Below are 22,585 nucleotides of genomic sequence, written 5' to 3' on the forward strand. Positions count from 1 at the left end.
CGATTTCAAGGGGCGGTAACGTTTCAAAAAAACAACCTTGTGATAGACAACCAGAAGTCATTCTCTTAGCATGGATTCAACAGAAGCGCCGGAGACACTGTGATCAACCAGGGCCTGCTGCACACCAACCTGCCGAAGGACACTTCGGATGCTTCCATGGTGCGCTGGATGCGCCTGGTGCTGGCCGTGGCCTGCCTGTTCACCCTGGTGGTGGAACCGGCCGGCCGCGCCGACTTGCTGTCGCTCGGCGTGTTCATCGCCTACGTGCTGCAGAGCGTGACCCTGCTGCTGCTGGCCAACCGCTCCATCCTGGTGCGCAGCAAGCTGGTGTACTGGCTCGACGTTGGGTGGTTCACCCTGATGGTGTATGTCACCGGTGGCGATTCCAGCTTTTATTTCCTGCTGTTTTTCTTCGCCATCCTGACCTCGGCCTTCAGCCACGGTTTCGAGGAAGGCGCGCGCATCACCATGGTGGCCTCGCTGGCCTTCGCCTTCACTTCGCTGTACACGCACAGCGAGGCGGAGATCGCACTGCTGATGCTGCGCGCCACCTTCCTGCTGGCCCTGGGCTATATGATCGCGCACTGGGGCGGCATGGCCATGATCCAGCGCCAGCGCTTGGCGCTGATGCATGCGGTGAGCCAGATGTCGAACCCGCGCTTCGGGGTGGACCGCACCATCAGCTCGGTGCTCGAACAGACGCGCCAGTTCTACCATGCCCACAGCTGCATCCTGCTCATGCATGAAAACAACGCCGCCAGCTGGACCCTGCGCGCGGCCAACGCCGCCAATGCCGGGCGCCCGATCCACGCCAGCACCCTGGCGCCGGACGCCGCCGCGCCGCTGCTGGTGTGCGGGGAGGACGCCATCCTGCTGCTGCGCCAGCCGCGCGGGCGCTGGCTGCGGCGCGTCATGCAGCTCAGGAGCTACGACCGCGAGCACCAGCGCTGGGTGGCCGAAGCGGCGGAAGCCGGCGAAACCCTGGCCGAACTGCTCGATGCGCGCTCGCTGATCGCGGTGCCGCTGCCGCTGCGGCGCGGTTCGGGACGGCTGATCGTGGTCTCGCAGCGCCACCATTTCTCCAAGTCCGACGCCCTGTTCCTGCTGCAGATCGCGGCCCAGGCCTTCCCGGTGATCGAAAACATCGAGCTGCTGGACCGCATGGCATCGGAAGCGGTGCTGCGCGAGCGCGAGCGCATCGCGCGCGACTTGCACGACACCACGATCCAGCCCTATATCGGCTTGCGCCATGGCGTCTCCGGCATCCGCCTGAAAGCCGACCCGGGCAACCCGCTGGTGCCGGACCTGGACAACCTGCTGGACATGACCTCGCAAGTGATCCGCGACCTGCGCAACTATGCCAAGAGCCTGCGCGGCGGGCTGGAAATGAAGGAGCCGGAACTGCTGATCGCGCTGCGGCGCCAGGCCACCCAGGTGCGCCAGTTCTACGACGTGCACATCAACGTGGAAACCAAGGGCGAGCTGCACATGAGCGACCGCCTGGCGGCCGAGGTGTTCCAGATCGTCAACGAGGGCATGAGTAATATCTGCAAGCACACAACGGCGCGCAACGGCTTCATCGAACTGGCCTGCACCGCCGGCCAGCTGACTGTGCGGATTGAGAATGAATGTTCGGGCCAGCCGGTGCTAGACTTTACTCCTAGCTCGATCGCTGAGCGCGCTGCCGCCCTGGGCGGCGTGGCGCGCGTCCAGCGCGGCCGCCAGAACAACACTGCAGTCCAGATCGTCATTCCGGTGTGAGGTAGACATGGCCCCGTCCGACAAACGAATCCGCATCATGCTGGTCGATGACCACAAGACCCTGCTGTGGGGTCTGGGCAAGCTGATTGAAAGCGAAGCCACGCACATGGTGGTGGTCGGCACGGCGCGCGACTGCGACAGCGCGCTGGCCATGGCAGCCGAGGTGGTGCCGGATGTGATCCTGCTCGATATCGACCTGGGCGGCACCTGCTCGCTCGACATCATGCCGCGCCTGCTGGCTGGCTGCAACGGCGCGCGCGTGCTGGTGCTGTCCGGCACGCGTGACCGCGAGCTGCTGGACAAGGCGGTGATGCTGGGCGCGCGCGGCGTGGTCAGCAAGGACGAGCCGGCGGAGACCGTGCTGAAGGCCATCGAAAAGGTCTACCAGGGCGAACTGTGGCTCGATGGCCCCATGCTGAGCCGCGTGTTCGAAGCCATGCGCAACCCGCAGGCGACGCGGCGCCAGGACCCCGATATGGACAAGATTGCCCAGCTGACCGCCAAGGAAAGGCGCATCTGCAGCCTGATTGCAACAGGTGGCGGCGCAGTGAACAAGGCTTTGGCGCAACAGTTATTTATCTCCGAACACACTTTGCGCAACCATTTGACGGCCATCTACCATAAGCTCGGCGTGTCCAACCGGCTTGACCTGTACGTGTTCGCGACCAAGCATCGGCTCGACCAGGCCGACCTGTAGTAGTTCCCCCGCCTGCTGGCCCCTAGCGGCAGTAGCGCCGAAAATATTTCTTCCTGCACATCTTCATTGAACCGGGACAAATGTCCCGAATTGTCACAGAAAAAAGTGACAGCTGTCCTGCACACAAAAGGACATCTGTTTGATGGAAGTCAAAGTGCCCACGCCTAAAGTGAACTCATCAGCACGGCAGACATGTCGGCTGAGACTAGAACCAGGCAAGGCCAACACAACCATGTCCGGAGTACAGCATGCGTGATCCATTACTGCCCACGGAAGTCGACAGCTTCATCAGCGATGAACGGGGTGGCATGTTTTACGAATATGTACTTGTAGCCTCACTGACAGTTGTCGTCGGCATCATTGTGCTTCTGGCGCTTGGAAAAGGCAGGTAAAGCGGGCTGGGTTCCGTGGAGCTGCAAACACTTTGGTGCAATTCATTACATAAGTCCTGAAAGGAATCATCATGAAAGCCATTCAAAAATTCATCCGCGATGAACAAGGCGTGACCGCTATCGAATATGGCCTGATCGCCGCCCTGATCGCCGTGGTGATCATTGCTGCCGTCAAGCTGGTCGGTACCGAACTGGACAAGACCTTCGACAAGATCGGCAGCAAGCTGCAAACCGCCAACAGCTAAGCAATACGTGCCTGTGCCCGGGGAAGTTCCCCCACTTTCCCGGGCGTTTTTTTTCCCTTGGTTCGGGAGGATGATCGTGCAGAACCCCATCGAACGCTTCCTCCGCAATGACAGCGCCGTCACCGCCATCGAGTACGCCCTGCTGGCCGGACTGATCGCGGTCATCATCGTCGCCAGCATCACCTTTGTCGGCACGCAAGTGCAAGCCCTTTTCAACTACGTGTCATCCAAAGTCGACCAGGCCATATCATGAGCGCCGTCCTCACCACGCCCATCGCAGCCCGCGGCCTGTTGCTGCGCAAGCTGTTCGCCGAACACGCCGTGCTGCTGTCGGTGGTGGCCGTCCACTTCTGCGTGGCGCTGGCCCTGTGCTGGGCCTTCCCGGATAAATACCGCCAGAACCTGCAGCTGCCAGGCTATCTTGGCAGCCTGGCCATGGGCCTGGTGTTCGCCCTGTGCGGCTATACGATTTATGTGATGGTCTTCAAACGCCCGGCGCAGCTGGTGCGCTACCTGCGCCAGCACCTGGCCGCCTACCTGACCATGGAGCGCCTGCTGTTCGCCGTGCCGGTGCTGGCCATGATCCCGCTGTTTGCCGCCAGCTTCACCGTGGTGAAAGCCGCCGTGCCGATGTTCCAGCCCTTCGCCTGGGATGCGCGCCTGGCCGCCGCCGACGCCTGGCTGCATTTCGGCCGCCAGCCATGGGAGTGGCTGCAGCCGGTGTTCGGCTCGCCGCTGATGACGGCCGTCGTCAACTACAACTACCACCTGTGGTTCTTCATCATGTTCGCCACCATCTACTGGCTGGCCTTCAATATGGAGCGGCGTGCGCTGCGCATGCAGTTCATGCTGAGCTTCGTGCTGAGCTGGATCGTGCTGGGCAATGTCGTGGCCCTGTTCTTCTCCTCGGTCGGCCCCTGTTATTACGGCCATGTGGTGGCCGGCGCCGATCCCTTCGCGGCGCAGATGGCGCTGCTGCGCGAGGCGGACAAGACCATCCCGGTGCTGGCCCTGCAGGTGCAGGACATGCTGTGGACCGACTACACCACCAATTCCGGCCACAATGCCTTGAGCATTGCCGCCATGCCGAGCATGCACGTCGGCACCGCCGTGCTGCTGTCCCTGCTGGGCTGGCGCCTGAACCGCGCCGCCGGCATCGCCCTCACCGTTTTCGCCGTCCTGGTCATGGTCGGTTCGGTACACCTGGCCTGGCATTACGCGCTGGACGGCTATGTGGGCGGCCTGGGCGCCTGGATCATCTGGCATATCAGCGGCCGCATCGTGCAACGGAGCGCGCCATGATGGATGTGCGCAGCGCCGTGCCCGCCCTGCTGCTGGCCATCCTGCTGGCGTGGGCCGTTGCCACCGATGTGCGCAGCCGCCGCATCCCCAACCAGCTGGTGCTGGCGGGCCTGCTGGCCGGCCTGGCGCTGCAGGCCACGGTGACGCCGGGCGCGGGCCTGTTCAGCGAACCGTTTGGCGCGCTGGGCTTCCTGAAGGGCCTGGCCGGCATGGCCCTGGGCCTGCTGCTGTTGCTGCCGATGTATGCGCTGGGCGCCATGGGTGCCGGCGACGTCAAGCTGATGGCCGCCATCGGCGCCTTCCTCGGCCCGCTCGACACGCTGGGCGCCGGCCTGTCCAGCGTGCTGGCCGGCGGCGTGCTGGCCCTGCTGGTGGCGCTGTTCCAGGGCAGCCTGCGCAAGGTGGCCGGCAACGTCAAGCTCATGGTGCTGGGCAGCGTGCTGCGCGGCCTGGCCGGCGGCAGCGCCCGCGTCGATGCCCCGGTCACCGCCACCGGCCAGCTGCCTTACGCGGTGGCGATTGCCACCGGCACCGTGGCTTACCTGTTGTCGACCCGCTACTTCGGCTGGAGCATGCTATGACCCACACCCCACTCCTCGGCTCGCGCGCCGTCAACGTGCTGGCCACCACGGCGCTGGCCTGCATCTGGCTGCTGTTCTCGCTGGCCCACTGGCGCGCCTTCCAGGCCAGCGGCGACTGGAGCTACCTGCTGTTCGTGGCCTCGGAAACGCTGGTGGCCGTGCTGTTCGTGCTGCGCTCGGAGCCGGCCGCGGTCTCGCACTCGCCGCTGGACTGGACGCTGGCCATCGCTTCCACCGGCGCCCCTTTCCTTTTCATCCCTGCCGCCGAACAGGCCTTGCTGCCGGCGGCGCGCGTGCTGATGGTGGCGGCCATCGCCATCCAGATCGCCGGCCTGCTCTCGCTCAACCGCAGCTTCGGCCTGGTGGCGGCGCGGCGCGTGATCAAGACCCGCGGCATGTACCGCCTGATCCGCCATCCGCTGTATGCCAGCTACCTGCTCGGCTACGTGGGCTATGTGCTGTCGAACACCAGCACCAGCAACGTCCTGGCCTGCCTGGCCGCCGCCGCGCTGCTGGTCGCGCGCCTGTACCGCGAGGAGCGCTTCCTGGCGCGCGACAGCGACTATGTGCTGTACATGCGCCGCGTGAAGTACCGCGTCCTGCCACTGGTCTATTGAAAGGGGCCCGCCATGCCTGCCGACTTTGAAGAACCAAGCAAGCGCCCCTGGGCCGACGACCCGCTGCGCGTGCCCGCCCCGCGCACGGTGGAGGAGACCGGCCTGCCCTTCCTGCTGCTGGTGGAGCTGACCTCCAAGATCCTGTACCAGCGCGGCCAGATCAAGCTGAACGAGCTGGCCAGCCACCTCAAGCTGCCGCTGTCGGTGCTGGACCCCGTGATCGCTTTCATGCGCACCGAGAAGCTGATCGAAATGATGCGGCGCGGGATCAGCAACACCGATGCCGACATCGTCTACAACCTGACCGACGCCGGCCGCGCCCGCGCCGCCGAGTTCGTGCGGCGCGACGCCTATGCCGGCGCGGCCCCGGTCACCTTTGCCGACTACGCCGAGCGCGTGAAAGGCCACAGCGTGGCGCAAATGCGCATCAAGCGCGACGACATCCGCAAGGTGTTCAACGGCATCGTCGCCAGCCCCGCCGTACTGGACCAGCTGGGCGCCGCCATGAACTCCGGCCGCGCCATCTTCGTGCACGGTCCGGCCGGCAGCGGCAAGACCTACCTGGCCGAGCGCCTGAACGGCCTGCTCAACGGCCAGATCGCGGTGCCGCACGCGCTGCTGGTGGACGGCGACATCATCCCCGTGTTCGACCCGGTGGTGCATACCGCGATCGAAGACAGCGCGCCGCCCGGCATGCTGTTCGACCGCCGCACGCCGCGCGACCAGCGCTGGGTGCGCAGCCAGCGCCCGGCCGTGATCTGCGGCGGCGAGCTGACGCTGGACATGCTGGACCTGCGCTTCGACCCGACCACCCGCCTGTACCAGGCGCCGCCGCACCTGAAGGCCAATGGCGGCATCTTCATCATCGACGACCTGGGGCGCCAGCGCTGCTCGCCGGTGGAGCTGATGAACCGCTGGATCGTGCCGATGGACCGCCAGGTCGACTACCTGTCGCTGCAGAACGGCTATAAGTTCCCGGTGCCGTTCGACGTGGTGGTGATCTTCTCCTCCAACCTGCCGCCCGACTCGCTGGCCGACGGCTCCTTCCTGCGCCGCCTGGGCTACAAGATCCACGTCGGCCCGCTGCAGCCGGAGCAGTACGAGACCGTGTTCCGCCAGGTGTGCCAGCGCTACTCGGTGCCGTTCGACGCCGAAACCTTCGCCTGGCTGATGCGCCACCACCAGCTGCAGCAACGGCCGCTGATGGCCTGCTACCCGCGCGACCTGATCTCGCAACTGCGCGACCTGGCCGCCTATGAAGGACGCCTGCCAACGCTCGATGTCGGATCGCTGGAGTGGGCCTGGAACAACTATTTTGCAGCTGCGTGACTAGGGGAAAATCATGAGGAATACGCGAGCAATGATCATGATGGTGGTAGCCATCGCACTGGCCTTCGTGGCGGTGGTGGTGGCGGCGCGCTGGATCAACGCGCAAGCCACCGGCAACACCGCCAAGGTCGCGGTGGCGCAGGTCGACATCAGCCTGGGCGCGCGCATCACGCCCGACATGGTGCGCCTGGTGGACTGGCCGGCCTCGGTGCAGCCGCCCGGCGCCATCAAGGACGACAAGCTGCTGGAGTCGCGCGTCACCAAGAGCAGCATCACGCGCGGCGAACCTATCCTGGAGAGCAAGCTGGCGCCGCCCGGCACCCAGGGCGGCCTGTCGGCGGTGGTGGCCGAAGGCAAGCGCGCCATGACTGTGCGCGTGAACGACGTGGTGGGCGTGGCCGGCTTCGCCCTGCCCGGCAACTATGTCGACATCCTGGTCAACACCCAGGAAGAAGGGCCGCGCGCCAACAAGGACCCGACCATCTCCAAGATCGTGCTGGAGCGCATCCTGGTGCTGGCCGTGGCGCAGGAATCCTCGCGCGACGAGACCAAGCCGAAGGTGGTGAACGCCGTCACGCTGGAGCTGACGCCGGAGCAGGTGGAGAAGCTGGACCTGGCGCGCAGCGTCGGCAGCCTGTCGCTGGTGCTGCGCAACCAGGTCGACCCCAACCCGGCCCTGACCAGCGGCGCCACCAAAACCAGCCTGCTCGGCCCGCAAGTGGCGGCAGCCCCGGCGCCGGCGCCGAAAGCCGCCGCACCGGCGCCCAAGCCGGCCCCGGTGCGCAAGGTCGCCACCGTGCCGGCGCCGGGGGTGAAAGTAGAAGTGATCAAAGGACTGGATCGCAGCAGCCAACAATTCTGAACGGAGCCTACCCATGAAACGGATCAGCACTGCTGTACCAGCCATCCTCGGCGCCCTGTTCGCCGTGCCCGCCCTGCTCCCGCCCGCCGCCGCGCAAGTGGCGGCCGAAGCAGCCGTGGTGACGCAGCAACCGAAGGCCAAAGCCAAGGCCAGGCCGGCCATGGAGGCCAAGGCGCCGGGCACGCTGCCGGTGACCGAGGGCCGCACCGAGCTGGCGCCGGCCATGCAGCTGGCCGAGGGCAAATCCAGCATCGTTCGCCTGCAGCATCCGGCCGCGCGCGTGGCGGTGGGCGACGCCCGCATCGCCGACGTGATCCTGCTCAATCCGAAAGAACTGTACATGCTGGGCCGCACGGTCGGCACCACCAACCTGATCCTTTGGCAAAAGACCGGCGATACCATCATCGCCGACCTGACCGTCAGCACCGACGTGGCGACGCTGCAGGACGGCGTCGACAAGCTGACCGGCCAGAAAGGCATGGTCAAGGTGACCCCGGCGGCCGACTCCATCATGCTGAGCGGCGTGGTGCCCGACGTGGTAATGGCCGACCATGTGCTGCAGCTGGCCAACGCCTTCATCTCGCGCGCGCGCCCGTCCGGCGGCGGCCCGGGCGCGGCCAGCCCCGGCGCCAGCGGCGGTGGCGGCAACGCGCAGGGCGAAGGCGGCATCTCGATCAAGATCATCAACATGATGACGGTGGCGGCGCCGCAGCAGGTGATGCTGGAGGTGAAGGTGGCCGAGGTCTCCAAATCGCTGGTCGACCAGCTGGGCGCCAGCATCGGCGCCAGCCACGCCATCGGCAACTGGACCTACACCCTGCTGTCCAACCTCCTGACCGGCAACCCGGGCCTGCTGGACGCCTTCAACCGGCGCAACGGCAACTTCCTCACCATCGACGCGCAAAAGCGCGACGGCCTGGTGAAGATGCTGGCCGAGCCGAACGTGATGGCCATCAGCGGCCAGGAAGCCTCGTTCCTGGCCGGCGGCCGCATCTACATCCCGGTCTCCTCGACCCCGGAAGGCGGCTTCACCCGCGTCACGCTGGAAGAGAAGGAGTTCGGCGTGGCCGTCAAGTTCACCCCGACCGTGCTGGCCGACGGCCGCATCAACCTGAAGGTGGCGCCGGAAGTGTCGGAGCTGAACAAAGAGGGCGTGGGCATTTCCGCCAGCGGCGTGAACGGCGTCGCCATCCTGCCCTCCTTCACCACCCGCCGCGCCTCCACCGTGGTGCAGCTGTACGACGGCCAGAGCTTCGCCATCGGTGGCCTGATCAAGAACAGCACCACCACCAATATCAAGGCGCTGCCGGTGCTGGGCGAGGTGCCGGTGCTGGGCGCCCTGTTCCGCTCCAACGACTTCCAGAACGACCGCTCGGAGCTGGTGTTCGTGATCACGCCGCGCCTGGTCAAGCCGCTGCCGCCCGACTTCGCCGAGCGCCTGCCGACCGCCCAGGTCACCGACCCAAGCCGCGTCTCGCGCATCATGAACGGCAAGCTGGAAGGCCCGCCGCCGCAAGAGAATAAACCGCAGAACCAGCCCGCCAAGCCAGCCGGCAGCGGCGGCTTTGACCTGAACTAGGAGCCCACCATGAACCCATCCTTCCTGCGCGCCGCTGGCACCGCCCTGCTGCCCCTGACGCTGGCCGCCTGCGCCGCCCCCGCGCCGCACGCCGACCAGGTGCTGGGCCGCTCGTTGACCGACATGAAAAATGCCCAGGTCATCAACCCCGGCGCCGACCGCAATATGGCCACCGCCAGCGGCATGCCCGCCGCCACCGCCAAGCTGGGCTACGACCAGTACCTGAAGTCGTTCAAGGCGCCCGAGAAGACCAGCGGCTTCACCATCGGTCTGGGTAAATAGGAGGCCAGCCATGTTCAAGCCCGTCCTGAATCGCATCGATCGCACGTATCGCAAGCAGCAACGCGGCGCCATCGCGGTGATGACGGGCTTGCTCATGCTGCTGGTGCTGGTCCCGGTGGCCGGCCTGGTGCTCGACCTGGGCCACCTGTACATCGTCAAATCCGAGCTGCAGAACCTGGCCGACGCCTCGGCGCTGGCGGCGGCCAAGGACCTGGACAACAGCACGGCCGGCGTCAACAAGGCGGTGGCCACCGGCAAGGCGCTGGCCCTGAAGAACCGCTACGACTTCGGCAGCACCATGACGCTGCAGGACGCCAACTTCCGCTTCGGCCCCACGCCCGACGGCCCCTGGTATTCGGTGGCCGACACGCAAACCAATCCGGCCGGGCGCAGTTTCGTCGAAGTCGACACGCGCAGCGGCGGCAGCGGCACCAGCATCAACACCTACCTGATGCGCGTGGCCGGCCGCAACACCACCGAGACCTACGGCTCCGCCGTCGCCGGCCGCTACACCAACACCGTGACGCCGATCGGCATCTGCGCCGTCGATCCGACCACCCGCAGCGCCAGCTACAACTACGGCACCTTCACCGAACTGGTGGAATACGGTTTCCGCCGCGGCGTTACTTACAACGTCTTCGAACTGGGTTCGCTGGGCGGCGCAACGTCCGACCCTTACCAGATCAACCCGATCAACTCGCCGCCCGGCGCCTGCAACGCCGGCAACAGCTCGGCCAACATCACGGCACCCTTCATGTGTGTCGGCAACAGCGCCGTGCTGCCAACCGGCGTCGGCCAGGTGTATACCAATACCGGCATGACATCCTCGCTCGACAAGGCCCTCAACTCGCGCTTCAACGACTACAGCGGCGGCTCGCAGTGCGACCCCTCGTCCGCGCCGCCCGATGTCAACGTCAAGGAATACCCGTGCAAGGCGGGCGGCACCGACTGCGTCAACAACAACAGCAACAACATCGCCACCACGCCGCCAATCAACTGGATGGAGACTGGCCTGAACAACCTGCCCAGCCAGATGGGGATATCCACCGTCACCAGCGGCACCTTGTCCACCCCGCGCTACGCCATGCCGGCGGAAGCTTCGGCTGCCAGTTCCGCCACCAAGATCTGGCCCACCGTATCGGCAGCGGCTGGCGTGGCACGACTGCCCAGCGGTTCGGCGCCATTCGCCAACTATGGCCCGCTGTGGTCCTACGGCCGTCCGGTACAAAGCAATGGCAGCACCCTCATTACCCCGGCCCAGGCCAACGGCACCATCGGGACCAATGTAGTGGGCACCGACAAGCTGATGTACGGCCAGGTCGGCGCCGGCGTGACGGACTACCTGACCGAAGCAAACTACCCGACCAGCGTCGGTACCGGCTTCAGCGCCAGCGACCCGCCCTCGCCCTACAACCAGACCGGCAACAGCAACTACTTCGTCGCCCCGACCGGCCGCACCGGCGTGGCCGACCGCCGCATCCTGAACATCGTGCTGATCGACTGCCGCACGCCGCCGGTTGGCAGCGGCGCCTGCGGCGTGATGAACGTGGTGGGCATCGGCAAATTCTTCATGCAGAAGAAGGCCGACTTCAGCGGCTCGCCGAAGAAGCTGTTCGTGGAATTCACCGGCCTGGTGGAGCCGGTGCCCTCGTCCGAAGTCAAACTGTACAAGTGAACGCCATGGTCCCACGTCCAACAAGCAGGCAGTCCGGCGTCGCGCTGATCGAGTTTGCGCTGGTGGCTGTCGTCCTGGTCGTGCTGCTGGCCGGGATCTTTGAACTCGGCCGCGCCTTCTGGTACTACGACGCGCTGAGCAAGGCCACGCGCGACGGCGCGCGCGCCATGAGCGTAGCCAAGGCCGCCACCATCAATTCGGTCGGCGTGCCCGCCGCCAAGACCCTGGTGGCCAACGCCGCCATCGCCGCCGGCATGAACACTTTCAATTCCAGCTACGTCACCGTGACCTGCCTGGACACCAGCTACAACGACACCACCTGCGCCGACGGCATGACCACGCTGGGCGGCGTGCGGGTGGAGATCACCGGCTACGCGGTCAGCATCGGCCAGACCGTGCCGCTGATCGGCAACGCCGTGCGTGTCATCAACCTGACCCCGCGCACCACCATGCGCCACATGCTGTGAGGCCAGCCATGAAACGCCCGACCATCCCGCCCACCCTGCCGCGCCAGCGCGGCGCCACCATTGTCGAATTCGCGCTGGTCAGCATGCTGTTCTTCACCCTGGTGCTCGGCATCGTTGAACTGGGCCGCATGATGTACCTGTATAACACCATGCAGGAAGTGACGCGCCGCGGCGCGCGCGAAGCGGTGATCCGCTGGGTCGACCAGAGCGCCGCCATCAAGAGCGCGGCCCTGTTCGGCGGCAGCAGCGTGCCCGCCGCGCCCGAAGTCGGCACCAGCAACATTACCATCAAGTACCTGAACGCCGCCGGCAATGAAGTCATCAACACGCCGCTCGATGCCGGCGACAATATGTCGGCCTGCAACGACGCGCTGCGCGTCAACGACTGCATCTACAGCGTCAGCGTCTCGCTGGACAACGTCACCTTCGTCCCCGTGGTCAGCCTGTTCGGCATGCTGAACATCGCCATGCCGTCCACCAAGGTTGTCATGTATGCCGAGAGCCTCGGCTTTACCAACTGAGCGCCATCATGAAGATCACCGCCATCTCCAGCAACGACAAGCAACTGTTCGAGATCGCCCGCATCCTGCGCGAGCGCAGCCAGGCCGACCAGGTCGACGTGCTGCCCGGCCTGCTGGACAAGCTGCCGCGCTTTGACGGCGGCGCGCCGGACCTGCTGCTGGTGGCGCAGCCGCTGCTGAGCGGCGAGGACCTGGACCGGCTGGAAACGCTCGGCGTGCAGCACCCCGACATGGCCATCATCCTGGCCTGCCAGCAGCAGACGCCCGACTTCCTGCTGCAGGCCATGCGCGCCGGCGTGCGCGAAGTGATGCCGATGCCGATCGAAAGCAGCGCCCTGCAGTCGGCCGTGCGCCGCATCGACGAGAAGCGCAGCTTCAGCACCCGCGCGCTGGGCAAGGTGCTGGCCTTCATCTCCTGCAAGGGCGGCAGCGGCGCCACCTTCCTGGCCGCCAACCTGGGCTACGCCCTGGCCGCCGCCGAGGGCAAGAAAGTGGCCCTGTTCGACTTCAACCTGCAGTTCGGCGACGCCTCGCTGTTCGTCTCCGACCAGCGCCCGGCCGCCAGCGTGGCCAGCGTGGCGCAGCAGATCCACCGCCTGGACGCCTCGCTGCTGTTCTCCAGCATGGTGCAGGTGACGCCCAACTTCCACGTGCTGGCCGCGCCGGACGACCCGACCCAGGCCAACGACGTGCACCCGGAGCATGTGGACGCCCTGCTGCGCCTGGCGCGCCAGCACTACGACTTCATCCTGCTCGACATCGGCCGCAGCCTGGACGCCGTCTCGGTGCGCGCGCTGGACCAGGCCGACATGATCTTCCCCATCCTGCAGGCCACGCTGCCCTACATCCGCGACGGCAAGCGCCTGCTGCAGGTATTCCGTTCGCTCGACTATCGCAAGGACAAAATCCACCTGATCGTCAACCGCCATTCGAACAACGGCGACATCCGCCTGCGCGACTGCGAGCAAGCCTACGGCATGGACATGTTCCGCACCATCCCCAACCACTATGAAGCAGCTGCCGCCTCGGTCAACCAGGGCGTGCCGATCCTGCAGCTGCAGCGCACCAGCCCGATTTCCAAGGCCTTGCAGGACCTGGCGCGTACCCTGGCCGGCGACAGCAGCACCGAGTCGCGCGGCTGGCTTTCCCGCATCCTGCAGCGCGCCTAGCCCCGCGCCGCCCTTAGCCCATGGAGCCGACCATGCAGATCCCAGCCCAAACCCTCCGCAACCGCCTGGGCGCCACGCCGCCCATCAACGGCAATGTCGCCAGCCTGCGCAACGCCGAAGCGATCGACAACCGCGCCTACCAGCAGCTGAAGCACCGCATCCACCAGACCCTGCTCGACCGGGTCGACCTGGAGAGCATGCAGCGCCTGACCCAGGACCAGATCCGCGACGAGTTGAAGATCCTGGTCGAGCGCCTGCTGGAAGAGAACATGGTGGTGATCAACGACAGCGAGCGCCGCACGCTGACGCGCGACATCCAGTACGAGGTGCTGGGCTTCGGGCCGCTGGAGCCGCTGCTGGCCGACCCCAATGTCTCCGACATCCTGGTCAACGGCGCCCGCCAGGTGTACGTCGAGCGCAAGGGCTGCCTGGAGCTGACCGCCGTCACCTTCAACGACGACGCGCACCTGATGAAGATCATCGACAAGATCGTCTCGCGCGTGGGCCGCCGCATCGACGAATCGAGCCCGATGGTGGACGCCCGCCTGCCGGACGGTTCGCGCGTCAACGCCATCATCCCGCCGCTGGCGATCGACGGCCCGGTGCTCTCGATCCGCCGCTTCTCGGCCGACCCGCTCGGCATGGCGGAGCTGATCAGCTTCAATTCGATGACCGAGGCCATGGCCACCATCCTGCAGGCGCTGGGCAAGAGCAAGGTCAACATCCTGATCTCGGGCGGCACCGGCTCCGGCAAGACCACCATGCTGAACGCCATTTCGGGCTACATCAGCCACAGCGAACGCATCGTCACTATCGAAGACGCGGCCGAACTGCAGCTGCAGCAGCCGCACATCGTGCGCCTGGAAACGCGCCCGCCGAATATCGAGGGCAAGGGCGAAGTCACGCAGCGCGCGCTGGTGCGCAACGCCCTGCGCATGCGCCCCGACCGCATCATCCTGGGCGAGGTGCGCGGCGCCGAAGCGCTGGACATGCTGCAGGCCATGAACACCGGCCATGAAGGCTCGATGGCAACCATCCACGCCAACACCCCGCGCGACGCCCTGACCCGGCTGGAAAACATGATCAGCATGGGCGCCGCCGGCCTGCCAGTGAAGGCCATGCGCCAGCAGATCTCCTCCGCCATCGGCGTGGTGGTGCAGGTGGCGCGCCTGACCGACGGCAAGCGCAAGCTGATGTCGATCCAGGAGATCACCGGCATGGAAGGCGAGATGATCACCATGCAGGAGATCTTCTGCTTCAAGCAGACCAGCGTCGGCCCCGACGGCTCGGTGCAGGGCTATTTCAGCGCCACCGGGGTGCGGCCGCGCTTCGGCGAGCGCCTGCGCACGTTCGGCGTGACGCTGGCCGACGACATGTTCGACCCTACCGTGCAAAAGAGGATGTAAGCCATGGACTACCTCTATTACGCTACCGGCATCCTGGTGTTCCTGGCCGTGGTGCTGCTGATCGAAGGCATGTACCTGACCTGGAATTCGGCCAAGGGCCCGGAAGCCGAACGCATCGCGCGCCGCCTGCGCATGATGTCGGCCGGCGGCCATGTCAGCGGCGAAAGCCAGTCCATGATCAAGAAGCGCCTGCTCAGCGAATCGCCGCTGTTCCAGCGCCTGCTGCTGCAGATGCCGCGCGTGAGCCAGGTCGACCGCCTGCTGGAGCAGTCCGGCGTGACCTGGACCGTGTCGGACCTGATCGTGCTGTCGCTGATCAGCCCCGTGCTGGTGGGCGGACTGACGCTCTACCTGCGCCTGCCGGTGCCGGCCGTGCTGGCCCTGATGGCATTCTCCATCAGCCTGCCCCTGCTGTGGGTGCTGAATGCCAAGAGCAAGCGCCTGGAGAAAGTGGACCACCAGCTGCCCGATGCGCTTGACCTGATCGGACGCGCGCTGCGCGCCGGCCACGCCTTCCCGACCGCCATGAAGATGGTGGGCGATGAAATGAACGACCCGATCGCGGCCGAGTTCCGCGCCACCTTCGACGAGGTCAATTTCGGCATCTCGATGCACGATGCGCTGATGAACCTGGCCACGCGCGTGCCCAGCACCGACTTGCGCTATTTCGTGATTGCGGTGCTGATCCAGCGCGAGACCGGCGGCAACCTGGCCGAGCTGCTGGACAACATCAGCCGCATCGTGCGCGAGCGCATGAAACTGCTGGGCCAGATCCGGGTCCTGTCGGCGGAAGGCAAGATGTCGGCCTGGGTCCTGGGCCTGCTGCCCTTCGCCGCCGCCTTCATGATCCAGGTCACCAATCCCGGCTTCCTGTCGGTGCTGTACACCGACCCGGCCGGCCGCAAGATGGTGGCCAGCGCCATCGTCATGATGATCCTGGGCGTGTTCGCCATGCGCAAGATCATCCGCATCCGCGTCTAAGGAGAGCGCGCCATGTCCATCATCCAAATCGCCTTCCTGGCCCTGGTCTTCCTGCTGGTGTTCGGCAGCGCCTACCTGGTCATGTCGCGCTTCAGCGCCGACCCGGTGCAGGGCCGCCTGCAGCAGGTCACCGAGCGGCCGGCCGCCACCCGCCGCCGCGAACGCATCAACCCCAACCTGCTGGCGCGCATCGCCGCCTGGCTGGCGCCTGTCGCCAAGCTGTCCGGCGCCGAAAACGAGGAATGGGAGAAATCCGCGCTGCGTACGCGCTTCATGAATGCCGGCCTGCGCCACTCCTCGATGGGGGTGCTGTACTTCGCCGCCAAGACCACGCTGGCCATCATGCTGCCGCTGGCCCTGTATGGCTCGCTGGTGCTGATGAACTCCCGCGTGACCGGCAACAACCTGATGTTCTACCTGCTGCTGTCTGCCGCCGCCGGCTACTACCTGCCCAACTACCTGCTGCGCTGGGCGATCAGCCGCCGCCAGCTGGAGATCTTCGAATCGTTCCCCGACGCGCTGGACCTGATGACCGTGTGCGTGGAAGCCGGCCTGGCCATGGACGCCGCGCTGCTGCGCGTGGCCGACGAAATCGGCATCAAGAGCCCGATCCTGGCCGATGAACTGAACCTGGTCACGCTGGAGCTGCGCGCCGGCCTGGCCAAGGAGCGCGCCCTGCGCAACCTGGCGCTGCGCACCGGGGTCGAGGATGTGGATGCGCTGGTGGCCATGCTGATCCAGGCCGAGCGCTTCGGCACCAGCATCGCCGACTCGCTGCGCGTGCAGTCCGACCAGCTGCGCACGCGCCGCCGCCAGCGCGCCGAGGAAGCGGCCGCCAAGATTTCGCTGAAACTGCTGTTCCCCCTGATTTTCTTCATCTTCCCATCGCTGCTGGTGGTGTTGATGGGGCCTGCCTTCATTTCCATCTATCGCGTGCTGCTGCCAACCATGGCCGGCAACGGCTAAGAAAGGACTCGCCATGATCAAGCTCAAGCCAATCGCCCTGGCCGTCGTGGGTTGCGGCCTTCTGCAAGGATGCAATGCGCCGAATGCGCAGCGCCCGCTGGCCGTGTCGCCGGTGGTGCGCGGCGACCTGCCGGGCAACCAGGCTGCCAGCTGGAACCGGCTGGCCCGCTTCCACCACGAGCGCGGTCAACTGGCCCTGGCACTCGGCGCCTACGCGCAATCGCTGGCCCTGGACGTGCACCAGCTCGAAGCACGCAACGCGGTGGCGGTGATCGAGGCGCAGCAAGGCAACCTGGAATCCGCCCGCCGCGCCTTGGTGGCCCTGGTCAACGACTATCCGGCCGAAGCGCAGCCGCACACCAACCTGGGCTACGTCCAGCACCTGATGGGCGACCATGCCGGCGCCGCGCAAACCCTGCGCCGCGCCATGGCGCTGGGCGCCGGCCCGAAAGCCTTCCAGAACCTGCAACTGGCCGAAGCATCCCTGCGCGGCAGCCCGCTGCCAGCCGCCGACCAGCCACAGCTCGCCGCCGCCCCGGCGCCCGCGCAGCCCCCCGCGCCAGCGCCCGCCCCCACCGCTGTTCCAAGCGCCGAGCCAAGCGCTGAGCCATCAGCTACCGCGCCGGCCATCGCCGCAGCCGCTCTACCAGCGCGCGCGCCAAGCGTGATCGCGCCCGCCCCGATGCCGGCGCCAGCCAAGGCGGCTGCACCCAACGTCATGGCGGCAGCACCCGCTGCCGCCCTTGCCCCGGCCGCGCAAACCGCCGCCCCGGCCGCCGTCGCGCCAGCAATGGCCACGGCCGCGCCGGCGGCGGATGCGCGGACCATTGCGGCGCCACTGACCGTCCTGCCCACCTCCGCCCGCGAAATCGGCAGCCACATGGAGCTGGTCAAAGTCGCCAGCAACATCTACGAACTGAAAACCCGCGTCGCCAGCGACCCGGTGCCGGCACCGGCAGCGAAAGTCCCGCCGTCCCCCGCGCTGGCCGCCGCCGCACCGAAGCCGGCCGAACAAGCCGTCCCGCAGGCCACCAAACTGGCCATGGCCCGCCTGGAAGTCGCCAACGGCAACGGCGTCACCGGCATGGCGCGGCGTTTCCGCCACCTGCTGGGCGCCATGGGCATCCCGGTCGACCGCCTGAGCAACGACAAGCCGTACAAGCAGGTGTCGACCACCATCCAGTACAGCCCTGGCTTCGAAAAGCAGGCCGCCAGCCTGCAGAAGGCGCTGCAAGGCAAAGCGCAACTGGCCAGCAGGCAGCTTACCGGTAGCGACGTGCGCCTGGTGCTGGGCAAGGACGCCAGCCAAAGCCTGGCCGCCGCCACCGAAGCCGCCGGCCTGTCGCTGGTCGCCGTGCACGACGACGACAGCAACTGATCCAAGCCATACCCGAGTCAAACTCTAAAAGGGGTCGCACATGTTGACGCAAATGAGGTTGAGCAGCGTAATGAACTTCCTGTTGGCCTGCCTGCTGGCGGGCTTGATGGCGGCCTGCGGAGGCGGCGGCAGCGTCAATGACGGCTGCGTCAACGTCGACCCGTCGCGCCCCGGCACCCTGCCTGGCTGCGGCACCAGCACCAACCCGGGAACCGGCACATCCACCAATGCAACGATCACCCTCAGCCTGGTCGACAGCGCCGGCGCACCGCTGCTCAACCTGATGCCCGACATGCCGGGCGTGGTGAAAGTGGTGCTGAAGGACGCCCGCTCCACCGCCGTGGCGGACGCCGTCGTCTCGTTCACCACCACCGACAACACCGCCGTCCTCTCCCCCTCCAGCGGCACCGCGCTGACCGACGCCAACGGCGCCGCCAGCATCAAGCTGGCGCCGGGCACCCAGGCCGGCGCCTTCACGCTGACCGCAAGCGCCACCGTGGCGGGCGTTGCCGTCAAGGCCACCAAGTCCTATACCGTCAGCTTCCCGGCCCTGACCCTGAGCGACATGGTCATTACGCCAGCAACGCTGTCGGCCGGCGGCAACGCCAGCGTGACGCTGTCCGTCAAGAGCGGCACCACCAACTACACCCAGCCGGTTTCGGTCGCCTTCACCTCGGCCTGCGTAGCGAGCGGCAAGGCCACGATCGGCTCCCCGGTCGTCACGCAGAATGGCACCGCCGTCGCCAGCTACACCGACAAGGGCTGCGGCACCACCGATACCGTGACGGCCACCGTGGTAGTGCCCAATGCCACACTGACCAAGTCCGGCACCATCAATGTGCTGCCCGCCATTGCCGGCTCGATCAAGTTCCTCAGCGTCGACACCACCAATATCGCCCTCAAAGGCACCGGCGGCCTCGGCCGCCCCGAACATGCCACGCTGACTTACCAGGTGTTCGACAAGAACGGCATCCCGGTGGCGGGCAAGCTGGTCACCTTCCAGTTCGCCGATAACGGCGGTACCACCACCACTGGCGGCCTCGCCCTCAACCCGGTATCGGCCACCACCGCCGCCGATGGCACGGTCACCACCTCCGTCGCCGGCGGCACGGTGCCTACCTCGATCCGCGTCGTCGCCACCGTCGATGGATCGTCGCCGGCGCTCACCACCGTATCCAGCCACCTCGTGGTATCGAGCGGGGTTCCGGACATTGCGCACCTCACGATGGGCATCACCATCGGCAACTGCGAAGGCTGGGACTACAACCAGGAATGCGGCGTCATCGAAGTGCTGGCGGGCGACCACTTCAGCAACCTGGTCCCCGACGGCACCGTCGTCAACTTCAGCACCGAAGGCGGCGTGATCGAAGACTCCTGCAAGACTGTCAAAGGCCGCTGCCAGGTCAGCCTGTTCGCCGCCAATCCACGCCCAGCGAACGGCCAGCTCACGGTACTGGCCTATATGACCGGCGAAGAATCGTTCACCGATTCGAACGGCAACAACGTCTACGACCCTGGCGAACCGTTCACCGACCTGCGCCCGGACGCCTTCCGCGACGACAATGAAGACGGGGTCTGGTCGCCGGGCGAACCCTGCATCTCCAGCGTGCCCAACTCCACTTGCAGCGCCAGCGGCGACGGCGTCTACAACGGCGTGCTGCGCGTGCCCCAGGTGAAAAGCGCACAGGTGCAGTACATCTCCAAGCAGTTCGTGGCCCAGTTCTCCACCAGCAAAGCCAACATCACCTTTGGACCGGGCGCCATCACCTGTTCCAACGGCGGCACCACCGACGTCCAGGTCACCGTCGCCGACCTGAATGGCAACTGGATGCCGTTCAACACCGTGATCTCGTTCAGCACCCTGTTCGGCACCGTATCGACCACCGTCATCCCGGCGTCGGCCAAGGTCCCCAACGTGGTGCTGGGAGTGGGCGACCCTGTCAACCTGAAGACCTACACCGCCACGATCGCCTGCCCAACCCCGGCGGGAACCGGGCAGTTCATCGTCAAGGTCACCACGCCGCTCGGCGAAGAAACCATCGCCAAAAAGCAGATTAACTAAGCCCTCCCCAGCCCGAGCTGCAGGTGGCACCGGATCTCCGGCGCCTGCAGCTCGGCGCCTCGCCCCGCCCCTCCCCTGCAGCCCCTTATAATTGTTGCCTTGTGATAAAGTTTGCAACGGCACCAAGCGTTTGTGCTGGCCCTCGACGTCAGCGTCTGGCTTGACGGCCGAATTTTGATACGACGAATACATTGAGGAAGATGGAATGAAACTGGACGAGCACGCGCCGCGACTCGGATCGCAGGATACGGGAATAGCTGCAGGAGCAGCACCGTCGGCCGACATCCCAACTGAAATCGTTCTCGGCATCCTCGACCGGTATCAGGTGACTCTCGATACTCAAAGTTTTCCGGCAGCCCTATATGCCGAGTCGCTGATCTATATGCTCTACTGGTTCCATCGCTTGCGTGACCCGATTCGCAAGAATGACATCGAAAACTACATTGCCAGCTATCTGAACATCGAACCGCGATCGGGGGTGATCGCTGCACTGCTATCCGATCAAGAACTCAAGATGCGAGCGAAGGTCCGAATTGAACAAGGCACCCTTGTTCGCAGGACCGTCGACGTACTTGTGATGCGCGAAAGGCCGAGCGGCAAGGAATTTCTGGTCCTGGACCGCGCCTTTTTCCCCGCAGGTATAGCACTGCCAGGCGGTTTGCTCCAGGAAGAGGACGAGCTTAACGAAGCCGGAATTCCAGGCGACATTTTTGCTGCGCTACGGATTACCGCATCCAAGGTGCTGCGAGCTGCCGCCATCCGGTATGGCATCTCGGAACGGAACGGACGGAAATACTACTTTTCCGCGACCGAGGCAGGCAAGGAAGCCCGAGTCTACATGGACAGGACCATATCGCACGGGTTCCGCGATCACCTCAGACACATTACCGCCCCGTCGGACCCGCGCCACATCGTCGATACCATCGGCTTCCTCGTCGAGATATCGGATACGGACGGGGTTCAGGGCCGATGGGTCGCAGAAAGCCTGGTCACCACCCCCGACACGAGAACAGGCACATTCGCTTTCAGACATCACAAGCAGATTGTCGCCGCGCTCCTCGCAAAGAACTTCACGAAGACCGAAGGCGTTTCTCATCATGAATGGATTCGTAAAACGGTAGCGAGTCCGTTGGACGTGTATCGCGATATCCGGGCGCGCTTCAGCCAGAATAATGACAAGCCGGACACGCCGGTCATAGAACTATTGCCGGTCGTCGACTATGTCCGCAGCCAGTTGAATTCCCCAATGGTCGAGGAAAGTTGCCGCAACAATCCTGCACTGGGAATCATGCGCGACCAAGTGCTGCACAAACTCCATCATGTCACGATCGAGAATGGACCGATGTGTCCGTACGCGCCAACCTTGCGCATACTGTTCGAAGCTGTCGGCTTCTTCGACGTGGTATGGCGTGCCAAAAAGAACTTGAGCACCCACTTTCAGAAGAATTACTGGTACCGCTACGAAAGCCTGATGAGCCGAATCCCAGAAGCCATCATCATTCCGACATTCGATAACATCTCTGCCACAGACCTCATGAAGGTCAGGGGCACCGCCATCTATTTCGTGGGAGTGTCGACCGAACCCGTGTACGTGGATGAGTTCTGGCAATCGCCGCTTGAGTTTCTCATCCATGACCTGAACCATGCATGGAAGATGCTCGATATGGATGACAGATTCTTGCAATCACATCCGGACATGAGCAGGGACAAACTCATGGAGGCGTCCAGTCGTTTCATCCGCGACTATCTGCCGACGATCGCAGTTCAAAAATCCGATACGGAGCTGAAGAAGGAAATCAAGAAACTCAAGAAAATCCTCCTGTTCGAAGTCGGCCACGAAGATGGGCGACCGCTACTGCCAGGCATCATCGCCGAGACGCTTTTGGAAGCTGAGGGATACGAATTTCCAGACAATGTGGTTCGCTACGACGCCGGCGAAAGCCAGGCGTATCTGGAGAGACGCATCATAGGTGGAATTACTGCGCTTTCCTATGTTCGCCACAAATTGCAACACGGTTTCTTCGACCAGACCGACTCGCAGAATATCCAGATCGTCAGCCCAAAATTCCGGACGGTAGAATGGATCGTGGCAGCGGCTGTTGAATTGCTGGGGGAGATGCATGCTGTGATTCCTCCTGAAGTTCAGGCAGAGGGCCTGACTGAGTACCTGATGCGGCAAGCCTGCTCAAGGGGCCCAACAATCCTTCATGCGCCTGAAAACCTCGATCCGGTGATTGAGAACTACGGCGATGGCACAATACTCGACAGCAGCACAGAAGTCGCAATGCCCTGACAACCTGGCATCAAGCCGCG

At 65.2% G+C, this 22,585-nt stretch carries 22 protein-coding genes; all 22 read left to right on the forward strand.

Features of this window, described 5'->3' with window-relative positions:
- The first annotated feature begins 99 nt into the window (after positions 1 to 99).
- The 22 genes from ACE3TQ_RS02180 (at position 100) to ACE3TQ_RS02285 (ending at position 22,565) form a co-directional block, all read left to right on the forward strand.
- The gene (locus ACE3TQ_RS02180; RefSeq protein WP_374580277.1) at positions 100 to 1,761 is read left to right on the forward strand and encodes a sensor histidine kinase; all 1,662 of its coding nucleotides are present in this window, start codon (positions 100 to 102) and stop codon (positions 1,759 to 1,761) included.
- A gap of 7 nt (positions 1,762 to 1,768) precedes the next feature.
- On the forward strand, positions 1,769 to 2,458 hold the full coding sequence (locus tag ACE3TQ_RS02185; protein WP_374580278.1) for a response regulator: 690 nt from the start codon (positions 1,769 to 1,771) through the stop codon (positions 2,456 to 2,458).
- 248 nt (positions 2,459 to 2,706) lie between these two features.
- A complete protein-coding gene (locus ACE3TQ_RS02190) occupies positions 2,707 to 2,850 on the forward strand; it encodes a hypothetical protein (protein ID WP_374580279.1) in 144 nt (47 codons plus the stop codon).
- 71 nt (positions 2,851 to 2,921) lie between these two features.
- The gene (locus ACE3TQ_RS02195) at positions 2,922 to 3,095 is read left to right on the forward strand and encodes a Flp family type IVb pilin (protein WP_374580280.1); all 174 of its coding nucleotides are present in this window, start codon (positions 2,922 to 2,924) and stop codon (positions 3,093 to 3,095) included.
- Positions 3,096 to 3,171: 76 nt separating this feature from the next.
- Positions 3,172 to 3,348 carry a Flp family type IVb pilin gene (locus ACE3TQ_RS02200; RefSeq protein ID WP_161026052.1) on the forward strand — a complete coding sequence of 59 codons (177 nt, stop codon included), beginning with the start codon at positions 3,172 to 3,174 and terminating at the stop codon, positions 3,346 to 3,348.
- Positions 3,345 to 4,397, forward strand: coding sequence for a phosphatase PAP2 family protein (locus tag ACE3TQ_RS02205; RefSeq protein ID WP_374580281.1), 1,053 nt, complete (start codon positions 3,345 to 3,347; stop codon positions 4,395 to 4,397). Before ACE3TQ_RS02200 ends, ACE3TQ_RS02205 begins: the two co-directional genes overlap by 4 nt.
- Positions 4,394 to 4,978, forward strand: a complete 585-nt coding sequence (locus ACE3TQ_RS02210; protein ID WP_374580282.1) for a prepilin peptidase — start codon at positions 4,394 to 4,396, stop codon at positions 4,976 to 4,978. The genes ACE3TQ_RS02205 and ACE3TQ_RS02210 overlap by 4 nt, the downstream gene beginning before the upstream one ends.
- Positions 4,975 to 5,595: an isoprenylcysteine carboxylmethyltransferase family protein gene (locus tag ACE3TQ_RS02215; RefSeq protein WP_374580283.1), complete on the forward strand. Its 621-nt coding sequence runs from the start codon at positions 4,975 to 4,977 to the stop codon at positions 5,593 to 5,595. Before ACE3TQ_RS02210 ends, ACE3TQ_RS02215 begins: the two co-directional genes overlap by 4 nt.
- Before the next feature lie 12 nt (positions 5,596 to 5,607).
- A complete protein-coding gene (locus ACE3TQ_RS02220; RefSeq protein ID WP_374580284.1) occupies positions 5,608 to 6,924 on the forward strand; it encodes an ATP-binding protein in 1,317 nt (438 codons plus the stop codon).
- Positions 6,925 to 6,937: 13 nt separating this feature from the next.
- On the forward strand, positions 6,938 to 7,786 hold the full coding sequence (cpaB, locus tag ACE3TQ_RS02225) for a Flp pilus assembly protein CpaB (RefSeq protein WP_374580285.1): 849 nt from the start codon (positions 6,938 to 6,940) through the stop codon (positions 7,784 to 7,786).
- Between the two features lie 13 nt (positions 7,787 to 7,799).
- Complete coding sequence (locus ACE3TQ_RS02230; RefSeq protein WP_374580287.1) at positions 7,800 to 9,365, forward strand: type II and III secretion system protein family protein; 1,566 nt, start codon at positions 7,800 to 7,802, stop codon at positions 9,363 to 9,365.
- A gap of 9 nt (positions 9,366 to 9,374) precedes the next feature.
- Entirely contained in the window at positions 9,375 to 9,647 is a 273-nt protein-coding gene (locus ACE3TQ_RS02235) for a hypothetical protein (protein WP_374580288.1), read from the forward strand.
- Between the two features lie 10 nt (positions 9,648 to 9,657).
- Positions 9,658 to 11,322 carry a pilus assembly protein TadG-related protein gene (locus tag ACE3TQ_RS02240; protein ID WP_374580289.1) on the forward strand — a complete coding sequence of 555 codons (1,665 nt, stop codon included), beginning with the start codon at positions 9,658 to 9,660 and terminating at the stop codon, positions 11,320 to 11,322.
- Positions 11,323 to 11,327: 5 nt separating this feature from the next.
- Complete coding sequence (locus ACE3TQ_RS02245; protein ID WP_374580290.1) at positions 11,328 to 11,789, forward strand: TadE/TadG family type IV pilus assembly protein; 462 nt, start codon at positions 11,328 to 11,330, stop codon at positions 11,787 to 11,789.
- Positions 11,790 to 11,797: 8 nt separating this feature from the next.
- Entirely contained in the window at positions 11,798 to 12,310 is a 513-nt protein-coding gene (locus ACE3TQ_RS02250) for a TadE/TadG family type IV pilus assembly protein (RefSeq protein ID WP_374580291.1), read from the forward strand.
- An 8-nt stretch (positions 12,311 to 12,318) separates the two neighbouring features.
- Entirely contained in the window at positions 12,319 to 13,479 is a 1,161-nt protein-coding gene (locus ACE3TQ_RS02255) for a CpaE family protein (RefSeq protein WP_374580292.1), read from the forward strand.
- A gap of 32 nt (positions 13,480 to 13,511) precedes the next feature.
- On the forward strand, positions 13,512 to 14,885 hold the full coding sequence (locus tag ACE3TQ_RS02260) for a CpaF family protein (protein WP_374580293.1): 1,374 nt from the start codon (positions 13,512 to 13,514) through the stop codon (positions 14,883 to 14,885).
- 3 nt (positions 14,886 to 14,888) lie between these two features.
- On the forward strand, positions 14,889 to 15,866 hold the full coding sequence (locus tag ACE3TQ_RS02265; protein ID WP_374580294.1) for a type II secretion system F family protein: 978 nt from the start codon (positions 14,889 to 14,891) through the stop codon (positions 15,864 to 15,866).
- A gap of 12 nt (positions 15,867 to 15,878) precedes the next feature.
- Entirely contained in the window at positions 15,879 to 16,832 is a 954-nt protein-coding gene (locus ACE3TQ_RS02270) for a type II secretion system F family protein (protein WP_374580296.1), read from the forward strand.
- 13 nt (positions 16,833 to 16,845) lie between these two features.
- Entirely contained in the window at positions 16,846 to 18,210 is a 1,365-nt protein-coding gene (locus tag ACE3TQ_RS02275; RefSeq protein WP_374580297.1) for a LytR C-terminal domain-containing protein, read from the forward strand.
- Positions 18,211 to 18,280: 70 nt separating this feature from the next.
- The gene (locus tag ACE3TQ_RS02280) at positions 18,281 to 20,272 is read left to right on the forward strand and encodes a hypothetical protein (RefSeq protein ID WP_374580298.1); all 1,992 of its coding nucleotides are present in this window, start codon (positions 18,281 to 18,283) and stop codon (positions 20,270 to 20,272) included.
- Positions 20,273 to 20,477: 205 nt separating this feature from the next.
- Positions 20,478 to 22,565 (forward strand): hypothetical protein, encoded by a 2,088-nt coding sequence (locus ACE3TQ_RS02285; protein WP_374580299.1) that lies wholly within the window; start codon positions 20,478 to 20,480, stop codon positions 22,563 to 22,565.
- The last annotated feature ends 20 nt before the right edge of the window (positions 22,566 to 22,585 follow it).

This window comes from Pseudoduganella sp., assembly GCF_041914865.1.
Classification (GTDB): domain Bacteria; phylum Pseudomonadota; class Gammaproteobacteria; order Burkholderiales; family Burkholderiaceae_D; genus Rugamonas.